Annotated in this window: 12 protein-coding genes; 8 read left to right on the top strand and 4 right to left on the bottom strand. The window is 59.6% G+C overall.

The features are described 5' to 3' along the window. Window positions 1-7 precede the first annotated feature (7 nt). Genes fepD through fepC form a run of 3 tightly spaced genes read left to right on the top strand, consistent with a single transcriptional unit; the run spans window position 8 to window position 2,792 of the window. Window positions 8-1,012, top strand: a complete 1,005-nt coding sequence (gene fepD / locus L362_RS21115; RefSeq protein ID WP_023343559.1) for a Fe(3+)-siderophore ABC transporter permease — start codon at window positions 8-10, stop codon at window positions 1,010-1,012. After that, entirely contained in the window at window positions 1,009-2,001 is a 993-nt protein-coding gene (gene fepG / locus L362_RS21120) for an iron-enterobactin ABC transporter permease (protein ID WP_023343558.1), read from the top strand. Before fepD ends, fepG begins: the two co-directional genes overlap by 4 nt. Next, a complete protein-coding gene (gene fepC, locus L362_RS21125; RefSeq protein WP_023343557.1) occupies window positions 1,998-2,792 on the top strand; it encodes an iron-enterobactin ABC transporter ATP-binding protein in 795 nt (264 codons plus the stop codon). Before fepG ends, fepC begins: the two co-directional genes overlap by 4 nt. A gap of 87 nt (window positions 2,793-2,879) precedes the next feature. Here fepC and entF read toward each other — a convergent pair whose 3' ends face one another. From entF to fes, 3 genes are read right to left on the bottom strand one after another with little or no spacing between them, the layout of a single operon-like run. Then, window positions 2,880-6,737 carry an enterobactin non-ribosomal peptide synthetase EntF gene (gene entF, locus L362_RS21130; protein ID WP_023343556.1) on the bottom strand — a complete coding sequence of 1,286 codons (3,858 nt, stop codon included), beginning with the start codon at window positions 6,735-6,737 and terminating at the stop codon, window positions 2,880-2,882. Further along, entirely contained in the window at window positions 6,734-6,946 is a 213-nt protein-coding gene (locus L362_RS21135) for an MbtH family protein (protein WP_023343555.1), read from the bottom strand. Before L362_RS21135 ends, entF begins: the two co-directional genes overlap by 4 nt. Before the next feature lie 10 nt (window positions 6,947-6,956). Next, complete coding sequence (fes, locus tag L362_RS21140) at window positions 6,957-8,156, bottom strand: enterochelin esterase (protein ID WP_023343554.1); 1,200 nt, start codon at window positions 8,154-8,156, stop codon at window positions 6,957-6,959. Window positions 8,157-8,300: 144 nt separating this feature from the next. Between fes and L362_RS21145 the strand changes: the two genes are divergently transcribed. The 5 genes from L362_RS21145 (at window position 8,301) to L362_RS21165 (ending at window position 12,889) form a co-directional block, all read left to right on the top strand. Then, window positions 8,301-10,550, top strand: a complete 2,250-nt coding sequence (locus L362_RS21145) for a TonB-dependent siderophore receptor (RefSeq protein WP_008500981.1) — start codon at window positions 8,301-8,303, stop codon at window positions 10,548-10,550. Window positions 10,551-10,635: 85 nt separating this feature from the next. Continuing rightward, window positions 10,636-11,277: an enterobactin synthase subunit EntD gene (gene entD, locus L362_RS21150; protein WP_023343553.1), complete on the top strand. Its 642-nt coding sequence runs from the start codon at window positions 10,636-10,638 to the stop codon at window positions 11,275-11,277. A 153-nt stretch (window positions 11,278-11,430) separates the two neighbouring features. Then, window positions 11,431-11,991 (top strand): hypothetical protein, encoded by a 561-nt coding sequence (locus L362_RS21155; RefSeq protein WP_023334841.1) that lies wholly within the window; start codon window positions 11,431-11,433, stop codon window positions 11,989-11,991. Continuing rightward, window positions 11,988-12,344: a putative T6SS immunity periplasmic lipoprotein gene (locus L362_RS21160; protein ID WP_023343552.1), complete on the top strand. Its 357-nt coding sequence runs from the start codon at window positions 11,988-11,990 to the stop codon at window positions 12,342-12,344. Before L362_RS21155 ends, L362_RS21160 begins: the two co-directional genes overlap by 4 nt. Continuing rightward, complete coding sequence (locus L362_RS21165) at window positions 12,344-12,889, top strand: Hcp family type VI secretion system effector (protein ID WP_021242625.1); 546 nt, start codon at window positions 12,344-12,346, stop codon at window positions 12,887-12,889. Before L362_RS21160 ends, L362_RS21165 begins: the two co-directional genes overlap by 1 nt. A gap of 121 nt (window positions 12,890-13,010) precedes the next feature. Here the strand turns inward: L362_RS21165 and betT are convergent, their stop codons facing one another. Further along, window positions 13,011-15,044 carry a choline BCCT transporter BetT gene (gene betT / locus L362_RS21170; protein WP_023343551.1) on the bottom strand — a complete coding sequence of 678 codons (2,034 nt, stop codon included), beginning with the start codon at window positions 15,042-15,044 and terminating at the stop codon, window positions 13,011-13,013. Between the last annotated feature and the right edge of the window lie 20 nt (window positions 15,045-15,064).

Raw genomic sequence — 15,064 nt, 5'->3', positions numbered from 1 at the left:
TGTTGCTATGTCGTTTTCCTCATCTTCGGTGCGCGCCGTTGCCGTGCCCGTTTTATTGCTGCTATTGAGCCTCGCGATTGCACTCAGCCTGCTGGTTGGCGCCAGGCCGCTGCCTGCGTCCGTTATTGTCGATGCGTTCTCCGGCACCTGTCAGAGCGCTGACTGCACTATCGTGCTCGACGCTCGCCTGCCCCGCACCCTTGCCGGGCTGCTGGCCGGTGGCGCACTCGGCCTTGCCGGTGCCCTGATGCAAACCCTCACCCGCAATCCGCTGGCGGACCCCGGCATTCTCGGCGTTAACTCTGGCGCCAGCTTTGCCATCGTGCTGGGCGCGGCGCTGTTCGGCTTCACCTCTCCGTCTGAGCAGCTGGTAATGGCCTTCTGCGGCGCGCTGGCCGCCTCGCTGGTGGTCGCGTTTACCGGCAGCCAGGGCGGCGGACAGCTGAGCCCGGTACGCCTTACGCTGGCGGGCGTGGCGCTTGCCGCGGTGCTGGAAGGCTTGTCCAACGGCATCGCCCTGCTCAACCCGGACGTTTACGACCAGCTGCGCTTCTGGCAGGCCGGTTCGCTGGATATCCGCACTCTTGAAACGCTGAAAGTGGTGGCGATCCCGGTGATGATTGCCGCCGCCGTAGCGCTGTCGTTAAGCCGGGCGCTGAACAGCCTGAGCCTCGGCAGCGACACCGCCACCGCGCTCGGCAACCGCGTCGCGCGCACGCAGCTGACTGGCCTGCTGGCCATCACCGTCCTGTGCGGCAGCGCGACCGCCGTGGTCGGGCCAATCGCCTTTATCGGCCTGATGATGCCGCACATGGCGCGCTGGCTGGTAGGGGCGGATCACCGCTGGTCTCTGCCGGTCACGCTGCTGGCGACGCCTGCCCTGCTGCTGTTTGCCGACGTGCTGGGCCGCCTGCTGGTGCCGGGTGAACTGCGCGTCTCGGTGGTCAGCGCCTTTATCGGCGCGCCGGTGCTGATTTTCCTGGTGCGCCGTAAACGCGGAGGTGACGCATGAGGGCCCCGTCCCGGCGTTTAGTCACCAGCGTCTCCCTGCTGGTCGTCGCCAGTCTGCTGCTGGCGGTCTGGAGCCTGCAAAGCGGTGCCGTAACGCTTGATTTCGCGCAGGTATTTCACGCTCTCACCGGCAGCGCGCCGCGTAACATCACCATGGTGGTCACCGAATGGCGGCTGCCGCGCGTGGCGATGGCAATCCTGGTCGGCGCGGCGCTCGGCGTCAGCGGCGCGATATTCCAGTCGCTGATGCGCAACCCGCTCGGCAGCCCGGACGTGATGGGCCTCAATACCGGGGCCTGGAGCGGCGTGCTGGTGGCGATGGTGCTGTTCGGCCAGCACCTGACGGCCATTACCTTCACGGCGATGGCGGGCGGCATTCTGACGTCGCTGGTTATCTGGCTGTTGGCCTGGCGCAACGGCATCGACACCTTCCGGCTGATCATTATCGGTATCGGCATCCGTGCGATGCTGATGGCCTTCAATACCTGGCTGCTGCTGCAGGCCTCGCTGGAAACGGCGCTTTCCGCCGGGCTGTGGTACGCAGGTTCTCTCAACGGCCTGACGTGGGGCAAAACCTGGCCCGCCGCGCCGCTGATTATCCTGATGTTTATCGGCGCGTTGCTGCTGGTCAGGCGCATGCGGCTGCTGGAGATGGGCGACGACAGCGCCTGCGCGCTGGGCGTGAGCGTCGAGCGCTCGCGCCTGATGCTGATGCTGGTAGCGGTACTGCTGACCGCAGCCTCCACCGCCATCGCCGGGCCGATCTCGTTTATCGCCCTTGTCGCGCCGCATATCGCCCGCCGCCTTAGCGGGACGGCGCGCTGGGGATTAACCCAGGCGGCGCTGTGCGGTGCGATGCTGCTGCTGGCCGCCGACCTCTGCGCCCAGCGGCTGTTTATGCCTTATCAACTGCCGGTGGGCGTGGTGACTGTCAGCCTCGGCGGCATTTACCTCATCGTCTTGCTCGTTCAGGAGTCACGCAAGAAATGACAGACACAACCACCCGCTTGCGCGGCGAACATCTCACCCTCGGCTACGGCAACAAAATCGTTGCCCGTGATTTAACCGTCGCCATTCCGGACGGCCACTTCACCGCGATTATCGGTCCGAACGGCTGCGGGAAATCGACCCTGCTGCGCACCCTGAGCCGCCTGATGACGCCGGCTGAGGGCAGCGTGTTCCTCGACGGGGAGCAGATCCAGCGCTTCGCCAGCAAAGAGGTGGCCAGGCGCATCGGGCTGCTGGCGCAAAACGCCACCACGCCGGGAGACATCACGGTGCAGGAGCTGGTCTCACGCGGGCGCTACCCGCACCAGCCGCTGTTTACCCGCTGGCGCAAGGAAGATGACGAGGCGGTGAACCGCGCGATGCGGGCGACGGGCATCACCGATCTCGCCCAGCAGAGCGTGGACACCCTTTCCGGCGGTCAGCGTCAGCGGGCGTGGATTGCGATGGTGCTGGCGCAGGAAACGTCGATCATGCTGCTGGACGAGCCGACAACCTGGCTGGACATCAGCCACCAGATTGATCTGCTGGAGCTGCTGAGCGAGCTGAACCGCACGCAGGGGTACACCCTGGCGGCGGTGCTGCACGATTTAAACCAGGCGTGCCGCTACGCCACGCACCTGATTGCCTTGCGCGACGGGGAGATTGTGGCGCAGGGTGCGCCGAAGGAGATTGTCACACCGGAGCTGATCGCGCGGATCTACGGTATGCGCTGCATGATTATTGACGATCCGGTGGCGGGAACGCCGCTGGTGGTGCCGTTAGGTCGGCGGTAATTGCCGGGTGGCGGCTACGCCTTACCCGGCCTACACTCGGCTCCCGTAGGCCGGGTAAGGCGTAGCCGCCACCCGGCGCTTTTGACGTTACCCCAAAATATTCCTCAACACTGGCCCAATTTTCTCAAACGCCTGCGGTGAAATGATATCCACGTGGGCGCAATCCTGGCTGTACACCTCCAGTTCTCCCACCCACGGTGCCCAGGCGGCCTGCGGATCCATCATGCGCGTGCGTTCGGCAACAAACAGCGTTGCTTTACCGTCAAAGCGTGAACTGTGCGCCGTGGTGAGCAGCCGCACCGCATCGGCGTAGTTGCCTTCGATAGCGTTAAACAGCTCGCTGGAGCCCTGTCCCTGCTGGGCGGCGATAAACGCCTGCCGCTCGCGCTCGATCTCCGCCAGCACCGCCGGGTCGAGGCCGTTGGCCTCTTTCTCCGCCCAGTTCTGGGTTTCCGGCGGCCAGGTATCCAGCAGGCCGAGGAACGCCACCGCTTCACCCTGCTCGCGCAGGCGGGCCGCAATGCCCTGCGCCAGCGTGCCGCCGAGGGAATAGCCGAACAGGTAATACGGCCCCTGCGGCTGCTGCTTACGCAACGTGTTCAGGTGATGATCGATCGCCCCATCGAGATCCGCGCACTGCTGCATCGGGCCGTCCGGACGCGGCGACTGAATGCCGACGATTGACCAGCGCGGGCTGAGGTAGCGCGCCAGGACGCTAAACTGCCAGGCAAAGCCGGACGCCGGATGGAAGCAGAACAGCGTCGGGCCGTCGCCCTCACGCAGCGGCAGAAGGGTTTCATACCCCAGACGCTGCGCCTGCTCGTCGCTCATTTGCGAGTCCAGCAGCGCGCTAAGCTTACTCACCGTCGAGGCGACCATAATTTGCCCCGGCGTGACCTTGCGGTTGAACGCGCGGCTGAGTTGCGCCGCCAGACGCATCGCCAGCAGCGAGTGGCCGCCGAGGGCAAAGAAATCCGCCTCAATGTCGTTGATCTCGCAGCCCAGCAGCGCGGAAAACGCCTGCGCGACGGCGACTTCGGTTTCAGTCTCCGGCGCACGGCCGGAGGATTTACTCGTCAGCTCCGGCAGCGGCAGCGCCTTGCGGTCAAGCTTGCCGTTGGCGCTCAGCGGCAGCGCGCTGATTTGCAGCAGCACCACCGGCACCATATGCGGCGGCAGCTGGGCTTTGAGCGATTCCAGCAGCGCGTCGCGGTCCAGCGGCAAACCCGATTCAGAAACCACGTACCCCACCAGCTGGCGGGCATCGCCGCCCGTTGCCGCCGCCTGGTTGAAGACGCAGGCGTGCGCCACGGCCTGGGCCACGTCCGGCAGCGACAGCATCGCCCGGTCGATTTCACCCAGCTCGATGCGCTGGCCGCGAATTTTGAGCTGGTCGTCGCTGCGGCCCAGATATTCCACCGCGCCGTTATCCAGCCAGCGGGCAACGTCTCCGGTGCGGTACATCCGCTCGCCCGGCGCGAACGGGTCGGCGATAAAGCGGCTGGCGGTGAGATCGGGGCGTCCCAGATATCCCTGCGCCAGCTGGATGCCGGTGAGGTAGAGATCCCCTGCCACGCCGAACGGTACCGGGCGCATCATCGCATCCAGAATGCGCAGCCCCGTATTCCACACCGGGAAACCGATCGGCACGCTGTTGCCTTCCACCGCCGCCAGCTCGGGCCCAAAAGCCGGATACCAGCTGACGTCCACCGCCGCTTCCGTCGGGCCGTAAAGGTTATGCAGCGGCACGTGCGTCAGCTGTTCCCACTCGCGGCACAGCGCCGTCGGCAGCGCTTCGCCGCTGCAGAACACCTGCTTAAGCGTTTTGCAGCAGTCGACATTTTCCGGCGTCAGCGAGGCAACAAACGCCGCCAGCATCGACGGCACGAAGTGGGTAGTGGTCACGCCGTAGTGCGCGAAGAAGCTCTGCATTGCCTGCGGGTCGCGGTGCGCGTCCGGCTCGGCCATCACCAGCTTCGCCCCGGCGATAAACGGCCACCAGAATTCCCACACCGACACGTCAAAGCTGCACGGCGTTTTCTGCGCCACCACATCGTTCGCGCCCAGCGGATAATGGTCCTGCATCCACTTCAGGCGGTTAACGATGGCGGTATGGCCGACCATGACCCCTTTTGGACGCCCGGTCGAGCCGGAGGTAAAGATGATGTACGCCGTCTGCTCCGGCTTTGCCAGACGCAGCGGCTCAGCATCGGTGGCCGGTAAAAGTGTGTTGTAACTAAACGTCTCGACGGACAGATCGCTAAAGCGCGGAAGCTGTTCGTCGGTGGTAATGAGCAGGGACGGCTTCGCGTCCTCGAGCATCATCCGCAGGCGATCGTCCGGATAGCCGGTGTCGAGCGGCAGCCACGCGGCGCCCGCCTCAACAATGCCGTGCAAGGCTAGCGTCAGGAATACCGAGCGCGGCAGGGCCACCGCCACGCTGTCGCCCGGCTTCACGCCGCGCGCGCGCAGCAGGTTTGCCAGCGCGACGACCTGCTCGCGCATCTGATGATAGCTGAGTTCAACGTGCGCATCCGCCAGCGCCGGGGCATCCGGCGTTCTGCTCGCCTGTTCCGCCACCAGATCCGCCAGCGTGGTGGACGGCAGCGCCAGCCCGGTATCGTTGATGCGCGCGAGTTTTGCGTATTCCTGTTCTGAAACGGTTTCCACCTCGCCGCAGCGCAGGTCCGGGTTGGCCGCAAACTGCACCAGCATCGCGTTCAGGCGCGCCACGTGACGCGTCAGCGTCGCCTCGTCGTAGCGCTGCTTATTGGCGAGGATCTCCATGCTCAGCCCGCCCTGCTCGTCCGGGAACAGCGCTAGCTCCAGATCGTTCACCGGGCCGGTCGCCAGCGTGTGGGTGATGGCCTCCACGCCGTCGATATCCAGCTGGTAGTCGAACACTTTAACGTTCAGCACCGGGCCAAACAGCGCTTCATCCCCCGCCGCTTTCCCGCTGTCGCGCACGATCTGCTCGGCGTCGTAGCGCTGGTGGCGGCGCATTTTTTTCAGCTGGTTCGCCAGGCGCAGCGCCAGTTCCGGCAGGCTCTCGTGCGGGCGAATATTCACCGCCAGCGGCAGGACGTTAAGCACCGGTCCGGTCGCGGTCAGCGCGGCGGAGCCCATGCGGCGCATAAAGATAAACCCGGCGGCGTAGTCCAGCCGTCCGGTCAGGCGGCCCAGCCACAGCACCACCAGCGCAAGCGCCAGATCGGTACGCTGCGCCTGGCCTGCCATCTGTGCAAGCTGGCTGAAAGCACGTCCGTCCATCGCCATTTTCAGGCGCAGGATGTCGGTGGTGGCGGCGTGTCCAGGCAGGGGCGCGGAAGAGAGCGAGACCGGAGAAGGCAGCTGTTTGCGCTGCCCGGCCCAGAAGGCGCCGTCGCGCCGGTACGCCTCGCTGTCGCGATAGCGCTGATACTCGTCCACCACCTCTGCGAATGGCGTAAACGGGGATTCCGGCGTGGGTTCGCCCTTTTTCCACGCGGCATAAATCGCGGCGATCTGGCGGGTTATGGCCGGGAAGCTGAAGCCATCCACCACCAGATGGTGATAGCGTTGATACCAGTACCAGTGTTTTTCACCGACCTGAATCAGCTGATGGAAAGCGAGCGGCTGACCGCTGTCCACGCGCAGATCCTGACTGAGATCGGCCTCCATCAGCGCCACGGCGGCGGCGTGGGAATCAACGCGAACGATGGACGGTTCCGGCAGAATGAAGGTGTCATCCACCCACTGCCACACCTCACCGTTGTCTTCCACAAAGCGCATGCGCAGGGTATCGGCCTGCATCATGCCCGCGGCAACGGCTTTTGCCAGCAGCGGCGCATCGATATCGCCTTTCAGCTCGGTGTAGTGCGCCACGCTCCAGGCGTTTGGTAGCGAGGACAGCTGTTCCGCCATCCAGATACCCGGCTGGGCGGCGACGAGAGGAAGACGGTTCATGCGTTCTCCCCCGCGAAATAAGACGGCTCAAGCGTCTGCCAGCGTTCCGCCAGCCACTGCTGGCACGCCTCCTGAGACCGTGCTTCGCACACCACGCCCCACCCTGCCGGCAGTTCGCACTGCTGTGGCCAGAGGCTGTACTGCCCCTGGTCGTTTTGCAAAATGGCGAACTGTCCCTGCGGATTATCGAAAGGATTGCTGAATTCCATACAGACTCCGTTAGTGAATAAGCGGCTGCCAGAGGGTGATAAGCCCCTGCGTCAGCCCACCGCGCCAGCAAAGCGCATCGTGTCCGCCGTCAACCTGACGCCAGATAACCGGTTGGTGTGCGTGCAGTTCGGCATAAATCGCCTGATTCGCGCGGAAGATGAGCGGCTCGTTGCGCCCGGCCTCAAGAAGGATGCGTAGCCCGCGAGGGGATATTTCGCCGGTTTTAAGTTGCTCGATTAACAGCCCGTCCTGCTGGCCGCCGCGGTGTGGCCACCAGTAGGAGCCGGACTGGCTAAGCACGCAGCCAAAACGCTGCGGCCAGTGCAGTGCGGCATAAAGGGATGATAGACCGCCAAAGCTTTGCCCTGCGACCACCGTACGGTCGGCGCGGTCGCTGAACGGCACGCGTTTTTTAACAAGGGGGAGAAGTTCTTCCTGCACCGCCAGCCAGAAGTCGGGATTGCACGGCAGCTCGCGGTTGCGATGCGCCATATCGATAACATCGATTAAGACGTAGACTGCGGGCGGTAATTTGCCTTCACGGGTGAGCGACGCCAGCGCAGGCCAGACGGGCATGCTTTCGGCCCAGAACTGCCCGTCGAGCAGCACCGCCAGCGGGCGTTCCGAGTCGTCGCCCCCGGTGGTGAAAATCCAGATGCGGCGGCGATTTTTCAGGCGCGCGCTTTCCCACTCAATGCAGACTGGCGGCTGATACGGCGTATCGGGATGATTCCACCCCGGCTGAACCGGTGCTTGCGGCATCTCCAGCGCGGAGACGGCATGGCCGCGCCCGCCGCGCCAGCTTTGCGGGTTCAGCGGGTCTGAAACCGCGTGCGGCAGCAGCTTGCGCCAGCCTTCACGCAGCGCCATGCGTTCCGGCTGCTCGCCTTCAAACACGACGCTGGCAAAATCGTTTTCATTCACGGAAGGGATAAAACAGTAGCTTCCGCGCCACTCGGGGCTGAACTCGCCCTGCCACTGCCAGACGTCGGTATCGGGAATGCGTTCGAGGGACTGCGGGCGGGCGTTTTGGTGGTGATCGGTCACGCCGGTGACGTAGAGCCAGACGCGTTTGATCGGTGACGTTCTTTGCGTTCCTGCCGGGTCACGCCACCAGAACGTGACGCGATAGTTTCCCTTTTCCGGCGTCCATTCAGGCCCGTTTTTCGACTGCCACCACGCTTCACTTCCCGTTGTTAACGCCGTCACCCTTATAACCTCATGTTTAACAGTCTTTTTTGTTTCAGAGCAAATTTTATTGATAATATTATTGATAACTATTTGCATTTGCAATAGCGTAGTGCCCGCGCTGTGGGAAGCGCTCATAAAACAACCACAAAAGCAGGACGTACAATGAATAAGAAGATTCACTCTCTGGCCTTGCTGGTCAATTTAGGGATTTATGGCGTCGCGCTGCCTGCTCTGGCAGACGACAACACCGCCTCTGCGCAGCACGAAGACACGATGGTGATCACCGCCGCCGAGCAGAATCTGCAGGCGCCGGGGGTATCGACCATCACCGCCGATGAGATACGTAAAAATCCGCCCGCACGGGACGTGGCTGAAATCATCCGCACCATGCCGGGCGTTAACCTGACCGGTAACTCCACCAGCGGCCAGCGCGGGAATAACCGTCAGATTGATATCCGCGGCATGGGGCCAGAAAACACCCTGATCCTGATCGACGGCAAGCCGGTGACCAGCCGAAACTCCATCCGTCTGGGCTGGCGCGGCGAGCGTGACACCCGCGGCGATACCGGCTGGGTGCCGCCGGAGATGATCGAGCGCATCGAAGTGATCCGCGGTCCGGCCGCCGCGCGCTATGGCAACGGCGCGGCAGGTGGCGTGGTGAACATCATCACCAAAAAATTCGACGACCAGTGGCACGGCTCCTGGAACACCTACCTGAATGCGCCTGAGCACAAGGATGAAGGTTCCACCAAGCGCACCAACTTCAGCCTGAGCGGCCCGCTGGGCGGCGACTTCAGCTTCCGCATGTTCGGTAACCTGGACAAAACCCAGGCCGACGCGTGGGACATCAACCAGGGTCACCAGTCTGACCGTACCGGTGCCTACGCCGACACGCTGCCTGCTGGCCGCGAGGGTGTAGAAAATAAAGACATCAACGGCGTGGTGCGCTGGGACTTTGCGCCGATGCAGTCTCTGGAATTTGAGGCGGGCTACAGCCGTCAGAATAACCTCTACGCCGGTGATACCCAGAACACCAACAACGACAACAGCTCCAGCGGCCTGGTGAAAAAGAACTACGGCAAAGAGACCAACCGTATCTATCGCCAGAACTTCGCGGTGACCTGGAACGGCGGCTGGGATAACGGCATTACCACCAGCAACTGGGCGCAGTACGAGCACACCCGCAACTCCCGTCTGGGTGAAGGGCTGGCGGGCGGTACGGAAGGCTTGTTCAACAGCAATAAATTTACCGACACCGATCTGGCCGACGTGATGCTGCACAGCGAAATCAACCTGCCGATTGATTTCCTCGTTAACCAGAACCTGACGCTGGGTACCGAGTGGAACCAGCAGCGCATGAAAGATTCCACCTCCTTCACGCAAACCCTGCAGGGCGGCACCATTCCGGGCATGAGTAACGATCGCAGCCCGTACACCTCAGCGGAAATCTTCTCCCTGTTCGCTGAGAACAACATGGAGCTGACCGACAGCACCATGCTGACCCCTGCCCTGCGCTTCGACCACCACACCATCGTCGGCAACAACTGGAGCCCGTCCCTGAACCTGTCGCAGGGTCTGGGGGATGACTTCACGCTGAAAATGGGCATCGCCCGCGCCTATAAAGCGCCAAGCCTGTATCAGACCAACCCGAACTATCTGCTCTACAGCAAAGGTCAGGGCTGCTACGCCAGCTCCGACGGCGTAGGCTGCTACATGATGGGTAACGACGACCTTAAGGCCGAAACCAGCATCAACAAAGAGATTGGTCTGGAGTGGAAGCGCGACGGCTGGCTGGCGGGCGTGACCTGGTTCCGCAACGACTACCGCAACAAGATCGAAGCGGGCTACGCGCCGATCGGCCACACCTCATCTGGTAAAGTGCAGACGGATATCTACCAGTGGGAAAACGTGCCGAAAGCGGTGGTTGAAGGGCTGGAAGGCTCCCTGAACGTGCCGGTCAGCGACACCATTAACTGGACCAACAACATCACCTACATGCTGCAGAGCAAGAACAAGGAGACCGGCGACCGTCTGTCGATCATTCCGGAGTACACGCTGAACTCGACACTGAGCTGGCAGGTTCATCAGGACGTGTCGCTCCAGTCGACCTTTACCTGGTACGGCAAGCAGCAGCCGAAGAAGTACAACTACAAAGGTCAGCCGGTGACCGGGTCTGAAAAAGACGAGGTCAGCCCGTACAGCATCGTTGGTCTGAGCGCGACCTGGGACATGACCAAAAACGTCAGCCTGACCGGCGGCGTGGATAACGTCTTCGACAAGCGCCAGTGGCGTGCGGGTAATGCCCAGACGACCGGGAACGCCACCACCGGCGCGTATATGTACGGCGCGGGGGCTTATACCTATAATGAGCCAGGCCGCACGTGGTATATGAGCGTGAATACGCGATTCTGATAAAGGCAACAACGCCGCCCTCTCCCTGTGGGAGAGGGCTGGGTGAGGGCATCAGGCCGCACTATTTATTGATAGAGGGGAAACCATGCACACCACCCACCGCACGTTCATTCTCGCCGGCCATACCGTAAACCACGTCACCTTCGACCCAACCACCTTCACCGACGCCGATCTCCTCTGGCTCCCCCACCACGCTGAGCTTGCAAACGCCGGGCGCAAACGCAAAGCCGAGCATCTGGCAGGGCGCATCGCCGCCGCGCATGCCTTACCTGACCACACCGTGCCCGGCATCGGCCCCAGCGGTGAACCGCTCTGGCCGGAAGGCGTTTCAGGGAGCATCACCCACAGCGGCACGCAGGCGATGGCGGTTGCCGTCCGTTATCCAGACGCGCTTGTGGGTATTGATTGCGAAGCCATTCTTCCTGACCGAGAAGCCCGAGAAATCCAGGACGGCATCATTAATGCACAGGAAGCGATGTGCCTGACGCGCTCGGGCTACCCCTTTGCGCTGGCGTTGACGCTTGCATTCAGCGCCAAAGAGAGTCTGTTTAAGGCACTCTACCCGCGGGTGAAGATTTACATGGGTTTTGACTGTGCCCGCATAACAAGACTCAATGAGAAAACACTCACGCTAGCGCTGACCTACCCACAGGCTGAGTTTAAAGTAGGAACTCTATTTACACTTCACTGGCTGCTTCATGGCGACCACGCGATCACTTTGCTGTAACGCTCATCAGGTTTCGAAAATCTTCTTTCATTCCCTATTTGATTTATTTCTCACAACGCAAAAATCGTTTTTTAGGAATATATCAATCTTCTTTTCCATTTCGACAGGAGTAGGATAAAAACCCAATAATCACATTATTACAATGGATTTATAATGCCGGTAAATGAACGCATTATTCCCACCTCAGGAACCCCGATTAACCCAGGCGGTATCCGACAACTCACCATCGGTGAGATAGCCCTCGCGAAGACGCTTTACGGTTACAGTATCCATTATCATCTGGTGTGGGTGCACAGGGAAAGTTATCTTCCTTTTAATCTCCAGCCTGTCGATATAGCGATGAGTCCCAATGGTGAAATGTGGTTTAGAGAAGAAACTTATTCACCTGATTTCTCATTAGAGGACGACTTAGTTAAGAAGCATAGATTTATGCATGAGATGATGCACGTCTGGCAAACACAAAAAGGGATGTTTGTCAGGACCAGAGGATTATTTTCCGGTATTGCTGACTATACTTATAGCTTAGATAAAGTAGATTTATTGCATTATGGGTTAGAGCAGCAAGCATCGATTGTAAGCGATTACTGGTTATTGAAATATTTTGGTCTGGAGAAAAATCAGAGCTTATTACAATACCGGGATCTGCATCTTAAAGAAACGCTCTATTACCTCCTGAATAAATATAAAACAGTTTTAAAAGGATTTCCCGGATGAAAAAACTGCTGGTTATTATTGCTATATGTATTTCAATTACCGGCTGTCCCGGTGGTAAACGAGCCCCCAAAACACGACTAACTTTTATTAACGGCAATCATATTTGTTTCAGCATAAATAAAAATGACATTTTGAAATATTATACAATTTATTCAAGCAAAGCCCATCAGATAAGCATAGTGACGGGATCCGGATACGGTGATTTAAACGCTTCCTATCCTGATACTTGTATGAATATTAAATGGGAGAATGAACATACTTACGTAATTCACTACAACTTAAATGGCAAAGAATATGTACATCAGTTCGATATCGATAAAAATGGCAAGCTAATAAATTTAGGAGAACGATAATGTCACTACCCGCTTACCTATTTCTCTACGACGAGAACGGAATGCTCGTACAGGGCGAATGTATGATGCCAGGTCGAGAAGGTGCTATCGAAATCATGAACAGCAGCTATGGTGTAAAACAAGCCGTCGATAGTCATACCGGAAATATGACCGGAACACGACAGCATGGCCCGGTTACGCTGCATAAGCAATTAGATAAGGTAAGTCCTTACCTTGCCGTTGTCGCTTGCGAAGGAAGACGCCTGCAAAAAGCCATTATTAAATATTATGAAATTATTGAAGCGGGAGCAGAAAGAGAGATCTACACCATCACGCTTGATAGCGTGGTAATATCATCTTTAGATTTTACGCATGTATACTATCCAGGCAGTTCTGCCCCTAACATGCATGAAGTAGTAGGCCTGCGATTTCGTGGCATTCAATGGAACTATGTTAAAGGCAATATTATTTATGATGATGCATGGATGAAATCTGCGCAGAAAGAAAAACAGAATGGTGAATATAAATCAAGGAAATATTGCCTTTCAGTCCCAAAGCACATTTAACGCCTGATGGCGCTTCGCTTATCAGGCCTATGGTAAACCGGTTTTGTAGGCCGGGTAAGGCATCGCCGCCACCCGGCATGAAGGCAGCGGCGATGCCTTTTTACGTTCTTCACTTCAAGGTTCAAACATCCGGGAACATCACGCTATTTCCCGGCGCTTCCCTGTGCAGATGGATAAAGTTCAGGTGCCGCTCATACTGGTCCAGAATATCCGTAATCACCTGCTCCTTGCTGTAGTCCATCAAATCATTCCCCTGGCTTCCTTCAAGCAGGAAGGTTTCCAGCCGGTAGTAGGTCGATTTCCCGCTGCGCGCCCGGTAGGTAAAGCCGGGGACCGAGTACTGCTGCGGCCAGATCTGGTAGACAAAGTTCTGCTCGTCGCCCATGTGCACCAGCAGATCCAGGTGCCCCAGGGTTTCACCCTCCTCCGGCGGCAGGTTTTTCAGCTCCACGTAGGCGCCACGCAGCTTCAGCTCCTGCGCCACCTCTTCCATTGCCGGGAAGCAGACCGTCTCCATCATCTGGTTGGTGTAGCGCGTGCCCGGGTAGTTCATCAGGCGCGACAGGCGTTTCTTCCAGCTCAGCCTGTCCTGCGCGCCCATCGGACGCGGGGCGGTGTCGCGGCTGGCGCTGACGCGGCGGTAATCTTCCACCTTGAGCGATTTATACAGCCCGGCCATGACAAAGAAGATGACGAAGCTGAACGGCAGCCCCATGATCACCGTGGTGTTCTGTAGCGCCGAGATGCCGTTGGTCATCAGCATGCCGAGCGTCAGCAGGCCGATGGCGACGGACCAGAAGATGCGCAGCCAGTTCGGCGCGTCGCTGTTGATGTCCTTCAGCTTTGAGGTGAAGTTCCCCAGCACCAGCGCGCCGGAATCCGCCGAGGTGACGTAGAACAGCAGGCCGGTAATGGTCGCCACGGAGGCGCTAAAGGTGAACGCCGGGTACTGCGCCAGCAGGCTGTAGAAGCCGCGCTCCGGGTGCGCCATCGCTTCCTGTGCAAAGGTCGCGTTGCCGTGGATAATCTCATGCAGCGCGCTGTTGCCGAACACCGACAGCCACAGCAGGGTAAAGGTGAACGGGATAATCAGCGTGCCCATCACAAACTGGCGGATGGTGCGCCCGCGCGAAATACGCGCCAGGAACAGGCCGACAAACGGCGACCATGCGACCCACCACGCCCAGAAGAACAGCGTCCAGTTGTTCATCCACTCCACCGGACGGTCAAAGGCGAAGCTGTTCAGCGTCATGCCCATAAAGCGGTTTACGTAGTCGCCCACGTTCAGCACTAAGGCATTGAGCAGGAACGAGGTGTCGCCCATAAACAGCACGAACAGGATCAGGCTCAGCGCCAGCGCCACGTTCAGTTCGGAGAGCACGCGGATGCCTTTATCGACGCCCGACGTCACCGAAATGGTGGCAATAATGACGGAGAGCGCAATCAGTGCCGCTTTCGCCGCCATCGAATCCGGAATATCAAACAGCACGCTCAGCCCGTAGTTGAGCTGCACCACGCCAATCCCGAGCGTGGTCGCAATACCGAAGATGGTGCCGATCACCGCCGCGATATCGACGCTGTGGCCAATCGGGCCGTTAATCTTTTTACCGAAAATCGGGTACAGCGCGGAGCGAATGGTGAGGGGCAAATTATAACGATAGCTAAAGTATCCCAGCGCCATGCCCATCAGGGCGTACATTGACCAGCCGGTCAGGCCGTAGTGGAACAGCGTCCAGACCATCGCCTGGCGCGCGGCCTCCATCGTCTGCCCTGCCCCTTCCGGCGGCTGCATATACTGCGTGACCGGTTCCGCCACGGAGAAGAACATCAGGTCAATGCCGATGCCCGCGGCAAACAGCATCGCGGCCCAGCTCAGCAGGCTGAACTCGGGCTTGGACTGCTCTGGCCCGAGCTTCACGGAGCCGAAGCGCGAGCAGGCAATGCAGACCACAAAGACGATGTAGAGCGTGGCCGCCAGCAGGTAGTACCAGCCGAAGGTCTTCGATACCCAGTTCAGGGTGCGCCCAATCCACTCGGCAGAAAAATCGCGAAAGAAGATCGTTGTCAGGGAAAACAACAAAATCAGCCCGGCGGACGTATAAAAAACGACCGGGTTGATTTTGTCTTTTTCTCTGTCCTGTGAAAGGTCTGTCATCCAGTATCCTCACTGTTTTT

This window comes from Enterobacter sp. MGH 16, from assembly GCF_000493175.1.
Taxonomy (GTDB): Bacteria; Pseudomonadota; Gammaproteobacteria; order Enterobacterales; family Enterobacteriaceae; genus Enterobacter; species Enterobacter roggenkampii.
The sequence above is the reverse complement of the archived record's forward strand: the minus strand, read 5'-3'. Positions and strand labels throughout refer to the sequence as shown.

Excerpts from the sequence above, each read along its gene's own strand:
- fepD (WP_023343559.1), top strand. The coding sequence starts at position 8 with ATGTCGTTTTCCTCATCTTCGGTGCGCGCCGTTGCCGTGCCCGTTTTA.
- fepG (WP_023343558.1), top strand. The coding sequence starts at position 1,009 with ATGAGGGCCCCGTCCCGGCGTTTAGTCACCAGCGTCTCCCTGCTGGTC.
- fepC (WP_023343557.1), top strand. The coding sequence starts at position 1,998 with ATGACAGACACAACCACCCGCTTGCGCGGCGAACATCTCACCCTCGGC.
- entF (WP_023343556.1), bottom strand. The coding sequence starts at position 6,737 with ATGAACCGTCTTCCTCTCGTCGCCGCCCAGCCGGGTATCTGGATGGCG.
- L362_RS21135 (WP_023343555.1), bottom strand. The coding sequence starts at position 6,946 with ATGGAATTCAGCAATCCTTTCGATAATCCGCAGGGACAGTTCGCCATT.
- L362_RS21145 (WP_008500981.1), top strand. The coding sequence starts at position 8,301 with ATGAATAAGAAGATTCACTCTCTGGCCTTGCTGGTCAATTTAGGGATT.
- entD (WP_023343553.1), top strand. The coding sequence starts at position 10,636 with ATGCACACCACCCACCGCACGTTCATTCTCGCCGGCCATACCGTAAAC.
- L362_RS21155 (WP_023334841.1), top strand. The coding sequence starts at position 11,431 with ATGCCGGTAAATGAACGCATTATTCCCACCTCAGGAACCCCGATTAAC.
- L362_RS21160 (WP_023343552.1), top strand. The coding sequence starts at position 11,988 with ATGAAAAAACTGCTGGTTATTATTGCTATATGTATTTCAATTACCGGC.
- L362_RS21165 (WP_021242625.1), top strand. The coding sequence starts at position 12,344 with ATGTCACTACCCGCTTACCTATTTCTCTACGACGAGAACGGAATGCTC.
- betT (WP_023343551.1), bottom strand. The coding sequence starts at position 15,044 with ATGACAGACCTTTCACAGGACAGAGAAAAAGACAAAATCAACCCGGTC.